This is a genomic window from Clostridium sp. LIBA-8841 (assembly GCF_034439435.1).
Classification (GTDB): domain Bacteria; phylum Bacillota; class Clostridia; order Clostridiales; family Clostridiaceae; genus Sarcina.
The window spans coordinates 327,579-343,697 of sequence record NZ_JAPCKJ010000003.1 but is presented as its reverse complement, the minus strand read 5'-3'; the positions used below and the strand labels follow the sequence as shown (position 1 = coordinate 343,697).

Here is a 16,119-nt window from a genome sequence, read left to right as displayed (position 1 = left end):
GTGAATGATATGAATATGGTAAATATGATAAAATTTCAACTAAAATTGATATGTAGAAAACAAGTAATGTTTATGACATTTTTTATATATCCAGTATTATTAACAGCAATTATAGGATATTTAACCCAAGGTAGTTTTGGTGGAGGCTTATCATCTTATGAATATTATTCAATAGGAATGATGATATTTATATTTACAAGTTCAGGACTTGCTAGTTCATATAATTTCTTTGATGGAGATGTAAAAGCAGGAAATGTAAGAACTATGTTTACTCCAGTTAAGAATCTAGAAATATATCTTTCACAAATAATAAGTGGAACAATTTATTCTTCTTTTGCTGTTATAACAACAATGATAATTTTTAATCTTTTATTTGGAGTAGATTATAGCGGAAATGAAGTTTTAATATGTGTTTCATTTATAATACTTTCTTTTATGTCAAATGCATTAGGAATGTTTCTATGCACAGTGATGAATAGTATTGGATTAGTAAATGTTGTTTTTAATATAGTACAATCTGTTTTATGTGTAATTGGTGGAGCATTTTTCTCTTTAGAAGCTTTAGGGGAAGTACCTGCTATGATATCAAGAATATCACCAGTAAAGTGGCTTATGGATGGACTTCTAAATAGTATGTATGACAATAATAATTTTCTTCTTTTTATAATAATGGGAGTTAATATTCTTCTATCAATAATATTAATTGGAGTGCTATCTAGAACTTTTAAAATTGATAAATATTTATAATGGGGTAATGGGTATGAGAAATATTTTATTAATAGCAAAAAATAATTTATATAGATTTACAAAAGAGAAGGTAATGATGATAATGGTAATTATAGTAATGCCAATAATAATTTGCTTAGGGGTGTATTTTAGTAGTACAAATGATATAAAAGGTAAAATAGCTGTTGTAGGAGCTACTATAGAAGAAAAAGAGATAATAGAAGCTAATATGAATGATAATGAAAAAGTGAAAATAGAGTTTATGAAGAACTCTCCAAGTAAAACTGATCTTATAAAAGGAGTTTATTTAGCAGAGATAAACTTTGATTCAGATGAACCTAATGTAATATCTTATGGAAAAGAAGAAATAAGAAAGACTTTAGAAGTAGGATTAAATGGAGAGGTTTATGAGAAAGTAGATGATAGAACAACAGTTCAAGGAAAGGTAATTGGATTTCTAATAATGTTTCTATTTATGGGAGCTACTACAATGATAATGGACTTTTTCTTAAGTGATAGAGAAAATGGCACTTACACTAGAGTATTAAGTGGAAAAATATCTTACTTTGAATATATTGGTGGACAAATATTATACTCTATAATAATTTTAAGTATTTCAAGTACAATTTGGTCAGTTTTAATATTGAAGGTTTTAAATGTGAATTTAGATATAAGTTATTCATTATTTATGTTTTTAGTATTATTAGTTGGAATATTAAGTAGTAGCCTTGGAATGTTTATAGCCACAATTTTTAAAGATAGAGTATCAGCATCAATGGGTGGATCAATAATAGTTATGATAACTTGTCTTTTAGGAGGATGTTTAGTAAATATTGATAACACGAATAAGGTTATGGGATTTATAAGAAATGTTTTACCTCAAAAAAGAATGATAGATTTAGCTAATAACTTTAATAATGGAGATTTAATCTTTGTAATTTGCTCTATATTGATTTTTATTTTAATAAGTGTAATCTTAGGAAAAAGACAATATGAAAATGGGACTTTTAAATAATGTAAATTAATCTTCTTGACTTTACCCTTACAGGAATGTGTATGATTAAATAAAAATAGCAATTAGATTTTAAAGGCTTTAATTCTAGCAAATCTTTTTCAGTTATATCAACAAAATATTCCATAACACATAACCCCCTTATACAGTTATTTAATTATATAAATATTTTTCCAATAAAGGTTTTAAAAGAAGATTGTTTTAAAAATTTTTAACAATATAAAATAATTTAAACCTCTTATTAAAGATTAAGTATGAAATAGATAATGGTTCCATAAAAAATATTGGCAAAGAGCGAAATTGACAATTTAAAAATTAAAATTCTATAATAAATATAAAACATTGTTAAGGTAAGAGGTATAATTTATTATGGGAAAATTAAAAGTTGGAATGGTGGGACTTGGAGGAATAGCTCAAAAAGCATATCTTCCAATATTATCAAAAACTGAAAAGTTTGAATTTGTAGGAGCATTTACTCCAAATAAAGAAAAAAGAAATCGTATTTGTAATGAGTATAGAATAAAAGAGTTTGAGTCTATAAAGGATTTAGCTAAAGAGTGTGATTCTGCATTTGTTCACACATCAACTGAATCACATTATGATGTTGTTAAGGAACTTTTGGAACTAGGATTACACGTTTATGTTGATAAGCCATTAGCATCTACAGTAAAAGAGGGAGAAAAGCTTATAGAATTAAGCAAGATTAAAAACTTAAAACTTATGGTTGGTTTTAATAGAAGATTTGCGCCTATGTACAAGCAAATAAAAGATGAAGCTGGTGATATTATTTCAATTAATATTTGTAAACATGCATCAAACTCTATTAGAGACACACATTTTAGTGAAACTTTAATAGATGATTATATACATGCCATAGATACTGCTATATGGTTAGCAGATGGAAATGTTGAAATAAGTTATGATGAATTATTAGTAAATGATAATAAAAGCTTAATTTTTGCTAATCATAAATTAAAAAGTAAAAGTTTTTCAATATCAACTTCAATGAATAGATTTGCAGGAACTAAGCTAGAGCAAGTAGAGATGCTTTCTTTAGGAAAAATTCAAAGGGTTAAAAATCTTAATGTTTTAGAAGTTGAGTGTAACAATAATATAACAACAACTACTAGTGGAGCATGGGTTAACATTTTAAAACAAAAAGGATTTGAGGATATAGTTAATCACTTTGTTGATTGTGTTGAAAATGATTTAGAGCCTATTACTAGCGGGGAAGAAGCTTTAAAGGCTCAAAGACTTTTAGAACATATAATTAATTTATATTAAAAGATAAAAATATTTAAAAGCTATTTAGAAAATAGATTAAAATGCTTAAAAAGATACAAATAAAAATTTATATATCGTTAGTAATATTAAATATACTAGCTAATACAGCTAGTATATATTTTTTTATAAAAAGTTAAAATTAAGGTTCTAGTTTAGGAAAGTGTTGATTTTTAATTAAATTTTTAGACGTAACTTAAAAAATAAAGTAAAGAATAATTGTATTATTTTCTAAATTATGGTATGTTAATGTTATTAAGTAAAGAAGAGGTGTTGAAATGATTAAGTAATCTATTTTTGAAGGACATAGTAGAATTTTTACGTATATTGTATACGTTTTATTGTGTTGCCAAATTTAGATTATATCATGGATATGCTTAATTTAAAATTATAGTATATTTTATTTGTGTACGTCTAAAAATCATTTGGCAACAGATGGTTTTTTATTTTTGTATAAATATTTATACAAATAAAAAATATTATCTTTATTATTAAGTTAACTGTTGAAAGGTGATGATAGTATGAAAAACAACATGATAATTGAGTTAGTTGAAAATAAAATTAAGAGTATGAAGGAATTTTCTGGTGTTATTAAAATAAGTAAATCTAAAGGGATAATTTACAAAAAGGCTTATGGTTTTTCGGATATTGCAAATGAGAGGCTTAATAATATTGATACAAGGTTTGGAATAGCATCAGGAGCTAAGTTGTTAACAGCAATTTCTATATGCAAGTTAGTTGAACAAGGAAAACTTAAATTTGATTCATTGTTAAAAGAGTATATAGATTGTGATAATTTTGATGAAAATGTAACAGTAAAACATTTATTAACTCACACTTCAGGGTTACCAGATTATTTTTATGAAGATTTTACTGAAATAATTACTCCTATGTATATGTTGAAAGAACCAAAAGATTTTCTTCCTCTTATGATAATGCAAAAAAGTATATTTAAACCAGGTGAAAAGTATCAATATAATAACGGAGGATATGTAATTTTAGCCTATATAGTTGAAAAAGTAAGTGGAATGAAATTCATTGATTTTGTAAAAGAATATATTTTTGATGTTTTAGGAATGAATTCAAGTGGATATTTTAGTATGGATATGTTGCCTAAAAACTGTGCTTACGGATACGAAGAAAACAGTGAAGGAATGTTAAAAACTAATATATTTTTAATCCCCATAATTGGAGGAGGAGATGGTGGAGTTTTTGTAACAGCTAATGATATAAGTAAGCTATGGGATGGATTATTGAACTATAAGTTATTAAATAAGGACATTACTAATGAATTATTAACTCCACAAGTATATGTTGATAACGATGTATATTACGGGTATGGTATCTGGATAGTAAAAAGAGATGATGGTGTTTATAAATATTATATAAATGGTGGAGACCCTGGTGTTAGTTTTGAATCAACAATATATCCTCATGAAGAAATGGAAGTGACTATACTAGGAAATAGAAAGTTTAATATCTATGAGCTATTAATGTTAATAGAAAATATAAATTAGATAAGGAATAAATTTGTATGAATAGTAGTACTAAAGAAAATTTTTAAGAGAATGAATATAATTAAGATAAATTTTAAATTAATAGGAGTTATATATGGCAATAACTAAATACTATGAATTAGTAGCAAATAAACTTAATAAAAGAGCAAATGATATGGGAATCAGTTCTAGCACAAATAGATTATCAGCCGATGAAAATAGAGAATCAGTAGGAAATTTTTTAACTGATAATATACCTAATGCTTTTAAAGTAGATTTAGGTTATACACTTTCTATGGATGGTGAGTTTTCAAACCAAGAAGAATTGCTTATTGTAGATTATATGTTTAATTCTCCGCTATTTTTAGATAGTAAAAATAAGGTTTGGTTAGCTGAATCTGTGTATGCAATGATAGATGTTAGATCAAAACTTACAGATACAGAATTAAAGGATACAATAGCAAAATGTAGAAAATTTAAGCAAATAAGGAGATATTATCAATCAATTTCATAAATACCTAGAGTTAAAGATTCATTATTTATTATATGGGGACAGGATGGAAGTTCACCTGAAACAATAAAAAGTAACATACTTGAAGCATTAAAAGATATTTCAATAGAAGAACAACCAGATTTTATTGTTGTACCAAATTCAATGATAGTAACTGGTGGATCTTATAGAAAGATGTCACAGTTTGGTCAAGAAGGAAGCCAACTAAACCAAAGAGTAATGTCTGATAACCCAGGAAAAAGTTATCAGGATATATTTGAAATATATGAATTCACAAAATCAGAGAATAGTATTCTGATGTTTTTAACATGGCTAACATCTTGGCTAAAAGTTGCAGGATATAGAAGTGCTCCTATAGAAGCTTATTTAAAAAATTCTGAGATAGCTGGAAATTTGATTTAAAATGAAAGTTGTTTTTAAACTTTCATAAATATAAAACCTATCTGTATATCCATAATAAGCTGATTTTTTTATTAAAAATAGTATAATAGGAGATAACAATTGATTTGAATCGAAGACAAAGAGACATATTAAATATAATAGTATTGAAGAAGGATAAAATTATCAATTGATAGGAGGACTAATAATGAAACTGGCTATTATTGGAGCAGGAATGATTGTTAAGGATTTTTTAACTATTGTACCAAAGTTAGAAGATTTAGAATTAACAGCAATTTATGGTAGAGAAAGCAATAAGGATAATCTAAATGAACTTAAGAATAGATATGGTATTATGGATGTATTTTATGATTATGATGAATTGCTAAGTAGTGATATTGATACTGTATATATTGCATTACCCAATAACCTTCATTTTGAATTTTCTAGAAAAGCATTAGAAGCTAATAAAAATGTTATTATTGAAAAACCAATGACATCAAATTATGAAGAAGCATTAATATTAAATAAATTAGCTAGAGAAAAAAAGTTATTTATTTTTGAAGCTATTACAAATCAATACTTACCTAATTATAAAAAAATCAAAGAGTTACTTCCAAAATTAGGTGAAATAAAAATAGTTCAGTGTAATTATTCACAATATTCTAGTAGATACGATAGTTTTAAAGAAGGTGTTGTACTACCAGCCTTTGATCCAAACTTTTCTGGTGGAGCATTAATGGATTTGAATATTTATAATATTCATTATGTAGTTGGATTATTTGGAAAGCCAAATAATGTTGAATACTATCCTAATATGGAAAGAGGTATAGATACATCTGGAATATTGATATTAGACTATAAAAAGTTTAAATGTGTTTGTATTGGAGCAAAGGACTGTAAAGCGCCAATTGCAAATAATATTCAAGGGGATAATGGATGTATATATCAAGATTCACCAGCTAATGTTTGTAAGAGTTTCAAATTGTTAATGAATGATGGAACTAGTTCTTTAATTAATGTAAATAATTATGAGCATCGTATGGTTAATGAGTTTATTGAATTTATAGATATTATTAAGAAAAATGATTTAGATAAATGTTATGAAATGCTAGAGCATAGTTTAATAGTGAGTGAAGTTCAAACTATTGCAATAAAAAAAGCTGGAATCGTATTTAATGATGTTAATAATAAAGAGATTTAATTTGCATAGCATGTTTTTTAGGGATGGCGAAAGTAATCCTTTTAATATTGAACTAATTATAGCCTTAAATAAAATACTTGTAAATGAGGATAGACTTGAAAAGAAAAAATGAAAGTACGCACTTAAATATATATAGACTAAAGGTTTTAATTACAAAAGAGATCAGAAGCATTTGTAATAACAGACTTAAGTTAATAGAAAGGTACGCCTTTGCCTTCCATAGGGGTAACCTATTATAAAGGAACATGAAAAATAGCCTTAGATATTGATATAATTTGTCTAAGACTATTTTTATAAGTAAAAAAACATATAAATAATTATTTAGCTCCTATTCGATTATTTATTTTAACATATCTAATATTTCCTCTTCTGGAGTTGAGGAATCACAACGAACTGTTATTTCTCCATTTTTATTAACAATAAATCCTGGTACAGTTACAATATTATATTTCTCTCTAAATGAGCTAAGTTCATTATCTGAAAAATTATCACTACTTACATAATAAATAGTTGTGTTAATTTTATTAGCTAATCCACTTAATTTTTTAGCAAACTTACGGCAGTATGGACATGTTGATCGACCAATATAAACAACAGCTAAATCTTCAGTAGATAATAACTTATCTGCTTGTGTAGAAAGTATCTTTTCAAATGATTTTATATCTTCTTCATATGCATTTTTTTCAAACATTTTACTTTCCTCCTAGTTTTTTAGAATATTATACCAAAATTAAATTGCTACATCAAATTAATTACATAGTAACTTATTAATTCTTTCATTTACTGGATAAGCACAAGTATTTGCAATAATCCAATCTAATTCTTGCCCTAATAAGCATTCTAATTTTTTAAATATCACTTTTAAGGTTTTTTCCTATTTTCTTATTTAAGTACTCAATTACAGAAGTATATATATTATTATTTTTTAAGAGTAGTTGTCATAATAAATGTTAACAAAGAAAAAAAGATTAAATAAATTATTGTTATTTAAAAGGAAAACCAGTGATTTTGAATAAATGTTATAGAGAGATAAAGATTAAAATATTAGGGAGATATTAATATGTATACGATTGGACAAATAGCTAATTTTTTAGGTGTATCTAGAGATACATTGAAATTTTATGAGGAAAAGGGGTTAGTAAAGCCTAAGCAAAATAATGATAATGGATATAGAGAGTATAATCAATTTGATATATATGATATTACAACTATAAATTTTTATAGGGAAATAGATATTGAGATTAAAAAAATTCAAGAGATAAGAAAAAGTAAAAGTATTGAGGATTTAGAGTTGTTATTAGAAGAAAAAGAACAAGTAATATTAGAAGAAATAGAATACAAAAAGCTTCTTTTAAAAAAGATTAGATTAGTAAAAGAAGATTGTGAAAATATTAGGAAATATCATGGAGTATATACAATAAAGGAAATGGCACCTATAGAAATAAAAGGAGAAATAAAGTATATTACTAGCTATGATGAATATGAAATTTTAAAAAATAATGTAGATAACTTAAAAAAGGCAGTAACATTGGAATCTTTGAGAAGAGTTATAAGTTTTGATGAAAAAGGTGTAATAGAAGATAGATTCATAATTGTAAGAAGAGTAGAAGAATGTGATATAGAAAGAAGAGAAGAAGTTATTTATTACCCTAAATGTATTTATACTATTATAGAAGATGGAAGATGGTCAACTGGTGGAGAAAATATAGACAATAAGGTAGAAGCTAGTTTAAGAGAATTTGCAATAGAAAATGGATATGAGCCATTAGGAATAGTTTATGTTAACATACTACTTACTACTTATGAAGAAGGAATTGAGCGTGTTTTTTTAGAGGTACATGCACCGATAAAATAATAATATAGAAAATTATTGACCTAGGACTTACCCATAGGTTTAAACTCATTTTATAAGCAACTGTAATTATATTATAGTTACTAAATATTGATTTGAGATGAGGGGTTATTTATGGGAATAAAGCAGAGTTTAAAGGGAACGGTGCCTAGATTTATTATATTGACTAATATAATTTTTTTACCACTTTTTTTATTAGTAGGATTAACTATGATGTTAGGATTACCAACAATAATATCTGATGCTATGTTGTGCATAGCATCTTGGTCATCAACATTTGCATTTATAATATTATTTAAAAGGATTTATTCAAGAAAGAATTTTGTAGATTATGTAAAAAGCAAATTTAGAATTAAGATAAAATTGAGAATAGTTATATTAATTATTATTATGCAAACATTAATAGCTATCTTGACTATATTTATGGTGTCTTCTAGAAGTGTTTTAATAAAGTGGGATTTTACAATATCATCTTTTGGAATGTTAGGATATTATTTTTTAAAGAATTTATTTGCAGGACCATTAGGAGAAGAATTAGGTTGGAGAGGATTTGCTCAAAATGAGCTTCAAAAAAAACATTCACCCTTGAAGGCATCTTTAATAATAGGATTTTGGTGGGGAATGTGGCATTTACCAATATGGTTTACAGTAGGTTATACGGGAACAAATTTAATAAAATATATCATATTTTTTATGATTGCAATTATATCAATTAGTGTCATTATGGCAGCATTTTATAATTTAAATAATAATTTATTGATTCAAATTATTATACATCAATTATTTAATTTTTTTATAGGAATAACTACATTAGAAGTAATAGAACTTATAAAATATTATTCGATATTATATTTTTTAGTAGCAATTATATTAATATTTATAAATCCAAGTAAAGTATTGTATGGAAATAAAGTAGAAGATTCAACTAAAAAGGGAGATTTATAGATGAGAAAATAAGATCAGTAGCTAAATATTTAGAAATTAAAAAAGTATAGAAAAATTCAATATATGGATTGTTAGGACCAAATGAACCATAAATGTATAGATAATAAAAAAATAAAATCTATAATCACATTAAAAAGTCATTTGTATATACAGATGACTTTTTAGTGAAATAAAAAATGTATATTTATGTAGTTAGATTATTTGCTTTAACTTTAGTACGAAGTGATTTATCCCCTGAAATAAAATACAAGAACAGAAAAAGACTAATCAAGAATGTGCTACGCACAACAGTTGGTGGCAAGTTCTTGACAAGGATTTTTCTTTCTTGTGCAGGTAATTAAGAGGATAAAGGGAAAATATGCTTTAGTAGAAAGTATAAACAAAAGAAATGTAGATATGCTGTTTTTCATTGTTGTAATATTTTTACAATGTTATAATGTGAATGTAACAAAAACGTAGACATGAGTTTAGAATTGGGGGATTGAATGAAGAAATATATAGCATCAGTTATTTTATTTTTTATATTTGAAATGCTGGCAGTAACATTATGGATTACTATGGATAATTTGTTTTATATGTTAAATTTTACATATATAGGAGCGTGTATTGCTGTTGGTCTTGTACTATTCGTAAATGAAAAAAAGTATGCAAGACGATTTGTTCAATTTGCTGTGGGCTTTTATATGCTTATTTATCTTGGGGTAATTCAACAAGAAAATATGCAGATAGAGGGTTTTTGGTATTATTTATTTCTTGGAGTTTTTGAAGCGGCTACCATACATTATGCTGTTGCAAAAATATTCGGTCCTTTGATTTTCGGTAGGGGTTGGTGTGGATATGCTTGTTGGACTGTGATGATTTTAGACTTATTACCCTATAAACAGCCTAAGAGTGCAAGAAAAAAATTGGGATTTATTCGGTATATTATATTTGCTTTATCTTTAGTTTTGATAATAGGACTGTTTTTAATGAGAATTGCTAATTTAGAGAATATAATATTCTTGCTTTTCATAGGCGGTAATCTTCTATATTACATAGTAGGAATATCCATTGCCTTTGCTTTTAAAGATAATCGTGCTTTTTGCAAATATATATGTCCTGTTACAGTATTTTTAAAACCGATGAGTTATTATTCTATTATTCGTGTTCATTGCGATGAAGATAAATGTATTCATTGTGGAAAATGTTTGAAAGTATGTCCTATGAATGTCGAAGTGAATAAGGAGTCACGAAAAAGGGTAAATGCTACGGAATGTATCTTGTGCTATGAATGTGTTAAAGAATGTCCATTAAAAGCATTGCGTTAAATTTTTTCAATTTCATACCTACATTTACAAAGCAGTTAATCTTTTATGGTTGGCTGCTTTTTTCAAAAAAAGATACTTGTAAGGTGTCCAAAGTCAAGGAATTAGAAAAAATTATTTGTGTTACAGATAATCTATATATGGATTGGAAATGTGAAGAAATTAGTAGAAATGAGTATGCTAGAATGAAATCGAGGTTTGAAATTAAAGCTGAGGAAATTAGACAGATTATATCTAATATAGAAACTGAAATACAATTATCTTCAAAAGGAGTTGGAGAAGATGATCCATATTTAAAAACATTTTTGAAGTATAAAAATATAAAAGAACTTAAGTAATTCCAATACTTTGATTCTAGCTTATAATCTTGATTAAATTCTTAGATAATTAATTAAATAATAAGTATATTACTTACTATCATCATTATAACGTTTTATAATTTAAATAATAATTTATTGATTCTAATTATTATATAAATAAGAAATAGAATTAAAAACAGACATTATAATATGTCTGTTTTTTTATTTTATTACTCCTTATTATAGACCACAATATTTTGTTTTAGTGTAATATAAAAACAGAGATTAGAGTTATTAAGAAAGCTTTTAGGGAAAAGAGTAACCTCTCTACAATTTTAGTGGATAGGTTAATTATGTTTAATATTGAAATTTTATTACTTATGCGAATATAACAAAAATGTCATATTAATGAAATGTAGTTTCATTGAGGAAGTATATCTAATCCTATAAAATAAGTTACATGAGGTGGAGAACACTAGCTAACTTAAAAGGGGGATTTATAGATGAGAAACATATTGAGTGTAGAAAAAATTGAGAAGTATTATGGGAGTAAAGGTAATGTAACAAAGGCAATAGATAATATCAGTTTTAATGTGGATATGGGAGAATTCATTGGAATAATGGGACCATCAGGGAGTGGTAAGACTACATTGCTTAATTGTATGGCAACTATTGATAAAGTTACTACAGGAAAAATAATTATAAATAATAAGGAAATTACTAGGTTAAGTTCAAAAGAACTAGAGAATATTAGAAAAAATGAATTAGGATTTATATTTCAAGATTATAATCTATTAGATACACTTACAGCTTATGAGAATATTGCTTTAGCACTAACAATAAAGGGAGAAAAAAGTTCTGAAATAGATGGGGAAATAAGATCCGTAGCTAAATATTTAGAAATTGAAAAAGTCTTAGAAAAATATCCTTATGAAATGTCAGGTGGAGAAAAGCAGAGAGTTGCATCAGCAAGAGCCATAGTAACTAGTCCATCTTTAGTATTGGCTGATGAACCAACAGGAGCATTAGATTCAAAGGCAGCAAGATTATTACTTGAAAAATTTGAATGCTTAAATAAGGAATTAAATACTACAATACTTATGGTTACCCATGATTCCTTTACAGCAAGCTATGCCCATAGAATATTTTTTATTAAGGATGGAAAAATTTTTAGTGAATTAGTAAGAGGAACAGATAGTAGAAAAGAATTTTTTAATAAAATTATAGAGGTCGTATCACTTCTTGGAGGTGATGATAACAATGTATTTTAAGATAGCTTTCGCAAACATAAAAAAGAGTTATAAGGATTATACTATATATTTCTTAACATTAATATTAGGCGTTTGTATGTTTTATAGTTTTAATGCTATAGATTCACAAAAGGCACTTATTGATATAAAATCTTCAGGAGCAAGTTACATATCTAAATTAACTGAAATTATGTCTGCTGTATCAATATTAGTATCCATAATATTAGGGTGTTTAATATTATATGCAAATAATTTTTTAATAAAAAGACGTAAAAAAGAATTAGGAATATACATGACTTTAGGAATGGGAAAAAGAAAAATATCTCTGATTTTAGTAATAGAGACCTTTATGGTAGGAGCTATATCTTTAATTGCTGGCCTTATATTAGGAATAGTAATGTCACAAGCCTTATCTATTTTTTCATTAAAGTTATTTCATATTGGCATTGATGAATACATGTTTTCTATTTCAATAAATGCAATAGTTAAGACCATAGCATATTTTGGAATAATGTTTTCCCTTGTTATGATTTTTAATATATTTGTTATTTCTAAATATGAAATAATTGATTTATTAACAGTAGGTAGAAAAAATGAAAATATAAAATTAAAAAGTTCAGCTATATATTTACTATCATTTGTTTTATCGATAGTATCACTTGGGTTTTCATATTCATCCATATTAAAGATAGGATTTGATTCAAGAGATCCAATGTTTAAGTTATCAATTCTCCTTTTAATAATAGGAACAGTAGCATTTTTCTTTAGTTTAGCTGGTGTTATACTATATATAGTAAATAAAAATAAAAAAGTATATTTTAAAGGGTTAAATATATTCCTAGTAAAACAAATAAATAGTAAGATTAATACCAATTTTATATCAATGTCTCTTATATGTTTAATGTTATTTATTACTATACTAACATTATCAACAGGGATAAATATTAAAAAAGAAAGTGAAGAAAGAATTGATAAAGAAACACCCTTTGATGCTAGTATAGTTGTATCAAATAATGGTGAAAAAGAAAACTTAGAAGAGGTATTAAATAAAATTAATTTTAAAACAAGTGAAAATGAAGAATATGTAGCTTACAATGAATATGATTTAGGTATAAGTATAAGTAATTTATTAATGACTAAGGATAAAGATTTTAGTGATATTGGAGTGTCTTTTATTAAGATATCTGATTATAATAAAATGTTAAAGCTTAGAGATGAAAAAGAAATGAGTTTAGATAAGGATGAGGTTTTACTTATTTCAAACTATAATGAGCTGATTAATTCAGTTGATGAAAGATTAAAGAATAGCAATAAAGTTGATATTGAGGGAAAAGAGTATTTAGTTAAAGATGATAAAGTAATAGAAGGAAACCTTGAAACTTTTTTTATGCCACATAAGTTTTTAACTGTGGTTATAAGCGATAACTTTTTAAGTAATTATAAAGAAATTCATAGATCTGTACTTAATGTTATGTATTCAGATAACAATAGAGAAGAAAACAATAAAAAATATAGCCAAATAGATTATAACGTTTTACATGGCAAGTATGAAAGCTTAAATCTTCCTAATGTATATGCCTATTCAAAGGACAATATTTATGATTTGAATATGAGAAAGACAACATCAATATTATTTGTTGGAATATACTTAGGGTTAATATTTTTAATAACTAGTATGGCTGTGTTAGCTATTCAACAATTATCAGACGCTAGTGATAGTATAGAAAGATATAAATCATTAAAAAGAATTGGTGCAACAGAAAATATGATAGATAAGACAATTTTTATTCAAATGCTCATATATTTTAGCCTACCAGTGATTCTTGCATTAATTCATTCAGTTATTGGTATTTTGGTAGTTAATAAGGATATTAGTAGCCTTAATCCAATAGATATTAGATTTTCAGCTCTAATGACAACTCTAATATTTATTGTAGTTTATGTAGGATATTTTTATACAACATATCTAGCATATATAAATATAGTGAAAAATAATATTTAAATTTATATTGGTTAGTAATGGACTGTACTAAAACCTAATAATAAAACTTACAAACATACTACGAGAATTACTAGATTTGACTAAGAATTGTTTGTAAGTTTTATTAAAAGTTATTTTGATACAGCCCATTTTATTTTTAGAATGGAGAAATATTATGAGGAAAATTATTATTATTGAAGATGATGAAGCTATAAGAGAAGAGTTAAAAGAGTTTTTAAAGAAGTATGGATATGAAGTAAAAGCTCCTAAAGAGTTTAATAATATAATAGAATATATTAAAAACGAAGAATCAAACCTTATATTATTAGATATAAACCTTCCTATTTTTGATGGTTATTACATATGTAGAGAAATACGCAAAACTTCAGATGTTCCAATTATAATAGTTACAAGTAGAGACAGTGAAGTTGATGAATTAATTAGTATGAATTTAGGAGCAGATGATTTTGTTACAAAGCCTTATAATTTAGAAATATTATTATCCAGAATAAATAATATATTAAGAAGAGTGTATGGAAATTTAAAGACTAATAGTGTATTAAGTTATAGAAATTTTAAACTAAATCTTTTAAATGCAACTGTTGAATATGAAGATAAATATGTAGAAGTGACTAAAAATGAACTAAAGATTCTTTCTTATTTAATAAATAATAAGGGAAACATAGTGAAGAGAGATTCCCTTATGGAATACTTATGGAAATCAAATTATTTTGTTGATGAGAGCACATTAACAGTTAATGTTAATAGACTAAGAAAGAAACTTGAAGGAATAGGTATAGAAAACCCAATAGAAACAAGAAGAGGGTTAGGATATATAATGCCATGAATATAGGAGAATTTATTAAAGATAAAATAAGTGTGCTAATAGTTAACATATTAATGTTTATTGTATTATTAGGATTTTTGATTACTATAGATGTTAATTTCATTATAATTATATTTGTATTTTGTATTTGGTTTTTACCATTAATTTCTTATGTGGTTTTAGAATTTATTAAAAGTAAAAGTTATTATGATGAAATTAATAGTGTATTAGAAAACTTGGATAAAAAATATCTACTCCCAGAGATAATAAAGAAAGCAAATTTTATTCATGCTGAAAAAGTAAACTATATACTTAGAGAAATAAGTCGTGACATGCATGAAAATGTAAAATATCATAAAGAGATGCAGGAAGATTATAGAGAATATATAGAAACATGGGTACATGAAATTAAGACACCAATAGCCTCTTCAAAACTAATAATTGCAAATAATGAAAATGAAGTGACTAATAAAATTGATTTTCAAATTCATAGAGTTGAGGGTTTTGTAGATCAAGTACTTTATTATTCTAGAAGCAACAATGTTAGTAAGGATTATATTATAAAAAAAGTTAATCTTGATGACTTAGTAAGAAATGTAGTTAAAAGAAATTATAGAGATTTTATTTATAAGAAAATAAAAATAGATATAAAAGATATTAATGAAGTTGTATATAGTGATGGAAAATGGGTTGAGTTTATACTAAATCAAATAATAGCAAACTCTATAAAGTATTCAAGTAATAGAGAACCTGAAATAAGTATCTATGCAACTAAGACAAGCAATTCAGTAATGTTAACTATAGAAGATAACGGAGTAGGAATAGTAGATAAAGATATAAATAGAGTTTTTGACAAAGGATTTACTGGTGAGAATGGAAGAAGATTTAGTAAAAGTACAGGAATGGGTTTATACATATGTAAAAAGCTTTGTTCTAAATTGGGATTGAAAATAAGTATTGACTCTGAGATTAGTAAAGGAACTAAAGTTACATTAACATTCCCTTTATCAGGTATGACAACTTTTACAGAGAACTGTACCATAAGTGAATAAGA

At 25.6% G+C, this 16,119-nt stretch carries 16 protein-coding genes; 15 read left to right on the top strand and 1 reads right to left on the bottom strand.

The features are described 5' to 3' along the window. Positions 1–9 precede the first annotated feature (9 nt). The 7 genes from OIF33_RS10100 to OIF33_RS10070 all read left to right on the top strand — a co-directional run bounded on the left by OIF33_RS10100 (position 10) and on the right by OIF33_RS10070 (position 6,608). On the top strand, positions 10–747 hold the full coding sequence (locus tag OIF33_RS10100) for an ABC transporter permease (protein ID WP_322504125.1): 738 nt from the start codon (positions 10–12) through the stop codon (positions 745–747). A gap of 13 nt (positions 748–760) precedes the next feature. Continuing rightward, entirely contained in the window at positions 761–1,741 is a 981-nt protein-coding gene (locus OIF33_RS10095; RefSeq protein WP_322504124.1) for an ABC transporter permease, read from the top strand. Between the two features lie 366 nt (positions 1,742–2,107). Beyond that, on the top strand, positions 2,108–3,022 hold the full coding sequence (locus OIF33_RS10090) for a Gfo/Idh/MocA family oxidoreductase (protein ID WP_322504123.1): 915 nt from the start codon (positions 2,108–2,110) through the stop codon (positions 3,020–3,022). Between the two features lie 518 nt (positions 3,023–3,540). Next, complete coding sequence (locus OIF33_RS10085) at positions 3,541–4,536, top strand: serine hydrolase domain-containing protein (protein ID WP_322504122.1); 996 nt, start codon at positions 3,541–3,543, stop codon at positions 4,534–4,536. Between the two features lie 94 nt (positions 4,537–4,630). Further along, the gene (locus OIF33_RS10080; protein WP_322504121.1) at positions 4,631–5,029 is read left to right on the top strand and encodes a DUF6602 domain-containing protein; all 399 of its coding nucleotides are present in this window, start codon (positions 4,631–4,633) and stop codon (positions 5,027–5,029) included. Between the two features lie 171 nt (positions 5,030–5,200). Next, on the top strand, positions 5,201–5,428 hold the full coding sequence (locus tag OIF33_RS10075; protein WP_322504120.1) for a hypothetical protein: 228 nt from the start codon (positions 5,201–5,203) through the stop codon (positions 5,426–5,428). A gap of 184 nt (positions 5,429–5,612) precedes the next feature. Continuing rightward, positions 5,613–6,608, top strand: coding sequence for a Gfo/Idh/MocA family oxidoreductase (locus OIF33_RS10070; RefSeq protein WP_322504119.1), 996 nt, complete (start codon positions 5,613–5,615; stop codon positions 6,606–6,608). Between the two features lie 340 nt (positions 6,609–6,948). On the opposite strand, the gene OIF33_RS10065 is transcribed toward OIF33_RS10070, so the two are convergent. Beyond that, positions 6,949–7,299: a thioredoxin domain-containing protein gene (locus OIF33_RS10065; RefSeq protein ID WP_322504118.1), complete on the bottom strand. Its 351-nt coding sequence runs from the start codon at positions 7,297–7,299 to the stop codon at positions 6,949–6,951. A 369-nt stretch (positions 7,300–7,668) separates the two neighbouring features. Here OIF33_RS10065 and OIF33_RS10060 point away from each other — a divergent pair, with 369 nt between their 5' ends. The 8 genes from OIF33_RS10060 (at position 7,669) to OIF33_RS10025 (ending at position 16,117) form a co-directional block, all read left to right on the top strand. Then, positions 7,669–8,463 (top strand): MerR family transcriptional regulator, encoded by a 795-nt coding sequence (locus OIF33_RS10060; protein ID WP_322504117.1) that lies wholly within the window; start codon positions 7,669–7,671, stop codon positions 8,461–8,463. Between the two features lie 111 nt (positions 8,464–8,574). Then, complete coding sequence (locus OIF33_RS10055) at positions 8,575–9,405, top strand: type II CAAX endopeptidase family protein (protein ID WP_322504116.1); 831 nt, start codon at positions 8,575–8,577, stop codon at positions 9,403–9,405. A gap of 485 nt (positions 9,406–9,890) precedes the next feature. After that, a complete protein-coding gene (locus OIF33_RS10050; RefSeq protein WP_322504115.1) occupies positions 9,891–10,712 on the top strand; it encodes a 4Fe-4S binding protein in 822 nt (273 codons plus the stop codon). Between the two features lie 83 nt (positions 10,713–10,795). Continuing rightward, positions 10,796–11,047, top strand: a complete 252-nt coding sequence (locus OIF33_RS10045) for a hypothetical protein (protein ID WP_322504114.1) — start codon at positions 10,796–10,798, stop codon at positions 11,045–11,047. A 464-nt stretch (positions 11,048–11,511) separates the two neighbouring features. Next, positions 11,512–12,279, top strand: a complete 768-nt coding sequence (locus tag OIF33_RS10040) for an ABC transporter ATP-binding protein (protein ID WP_322504113.1) — start codon at positions 11,512–11,514, stop codon at positions 12,277–12,279. Beyond that, entirely contained in the window at positions 12,269–14,260 is a 1,992-nt protein-coding gene (locus OIF33_RS10035) for an ABC transporter permease (RefSeq protein ID WP_322504112.1), read from the top strand. The genes OIF33_RS10040 and OIF33_RS10035 overlap by 11 nt, the downstream gene beginning before the upstream one ends. Positions 14,261–14,414: 154 nt before the next feature. After that, a complete protein-coding gene (locus OIF33_RS10030) occupies positions 14,415–15,086 on the top strand; it encodes a response regulator transcription factor (RefSeq protein ID WP_322504111.1) in 672 nt (223 codons plus the stop codon). Beyond that, positions 15,083–16,117: a sensor histidine kinase gene (locus tag OIF33_RS10025; protein ID WP_322504110.1), complete on the top strand. Its 1,035-nt coding sequence runs from the start codon at positions 15,083–15,085 to the stop codon at positions 16,115–16,117. Before OIF33_RS10030 ends, OIF33_RS10025 begins: the two co-directional genes overlap by 4 nt. Positions 16,118–16,119: the final 2 nt, after the last annotated feature.

What these genes read in the sequence shown, in the direction of transcription:
- OIF33_RS10100 (WP_322504125.1), top strand. Translation starts at nt 10, where the DNA reads ATGAATATGGTAAATATGATAAAATTTCAACTAAAATTGATATGTAGA.
- OIF33_RS10060 (WP_322504117.1), top strand. Translation starts at nt 7,669, where the DNA reads ATGTATACGATTGGACAAATAGCTAATTTTTTAGGTGTATCTAGAGAT.
- OIF33_RS10050 (WP_322504115.1), top strand. Translation starts at nt 9,891, where the DNA reads ATGAAGAAATATATAGCATCAGTTATTTTATTTTTTATATTTGAAATG.
- OIF33_RS10075 (WP_322504120.1), top strand. Translation starts at nt 5,201, where the DNA reads ATGTCACAGTTTGGTCAAGAAGGAAGCCAACTAAACCAAAGAGTAATG.
- OIF33_RS10080 (WP_322504121.1), top strand. Translation starts at nt 4,631, where the DNA reads ATGGCAATAACTAAATACTATGAATTAGTAGCAAATAAACTTAATAAA.
- OIF33_RS10095 (WP_322504124.1), top strand. Translation starts at nt 761, where the DNA reads ATGAGAAATATTTTATTAATAGCAAAAAATAATTTATATAGATTTACA.
- OIF33_RS10090 (WP_322504123.1), top strand. Translation starts at nt 2,108, where the DNA reads ATGGGAAAATTAAAAGTTGGAATGGTGGGACTTGGAGGAATAGCTCAA.
- OIF33_RS10035 (WP_322504112.1), top strand. Translation starts at nt 12,269, where the DNA reads ATGTATTTTAAGATAGCTTTCGCAAACATAAAAAAGAGTTATAAGGAT.
- OIF33_RS10085 (WP_322504122.1), top strand. Translation starts at nt 3,541, where the DNA reads ATGAAAAACAACATGATAATTGAGTTAGTTGAAAATAAAATTAAGAGT.
- OIF33_RS10070 (WP_322504119.1), top strand. Translation starts at nt 5,613, where the DNA reads ATGAAACTGGCTATTATTGGAGCAGGAATGATTGTTAAGGATTTTTTA.
- OIF33_RS10055 (WP_322504116.1), top strand. Translation starts at nt 8,575, where the DNA reads ATGGGAATAAAGCAGAGTTTAAAGGGAACGGTGCCTAGATTTATTATA.
- OIF33_RS10025 (WP_322504110.1), top strand. Translation starts at nt 15,083, where the DNA reads ATGAATATAGGAGAATTTATTAAAGATAAAATAAGTGTGCTAATAGTT.
- OIF33_RS10030 (WP_322504111.1), top strand. Translation starts at nt 14,415, where the DNA reads ATGAGGAAAATTATTATTATTGAAGATGATGAAGCTATAAGAGAAGAG.
- OIF33_RS10065 (WP_322504118.1), bottom strand. Translation starts at nt 7,299, where the DNA reads ATGTTTGAAAAAAATGCATATGAAGAAGATATAAAATCATTTGAAAAG.
- OIF33_RS10040 (WP_322504113.1), top strand. Translation starts at nt 11,512, where the DNA reads ATGAGAAACATATTGAGTGTAGAAAAAATTGAGAAGTATTATGGGAGT.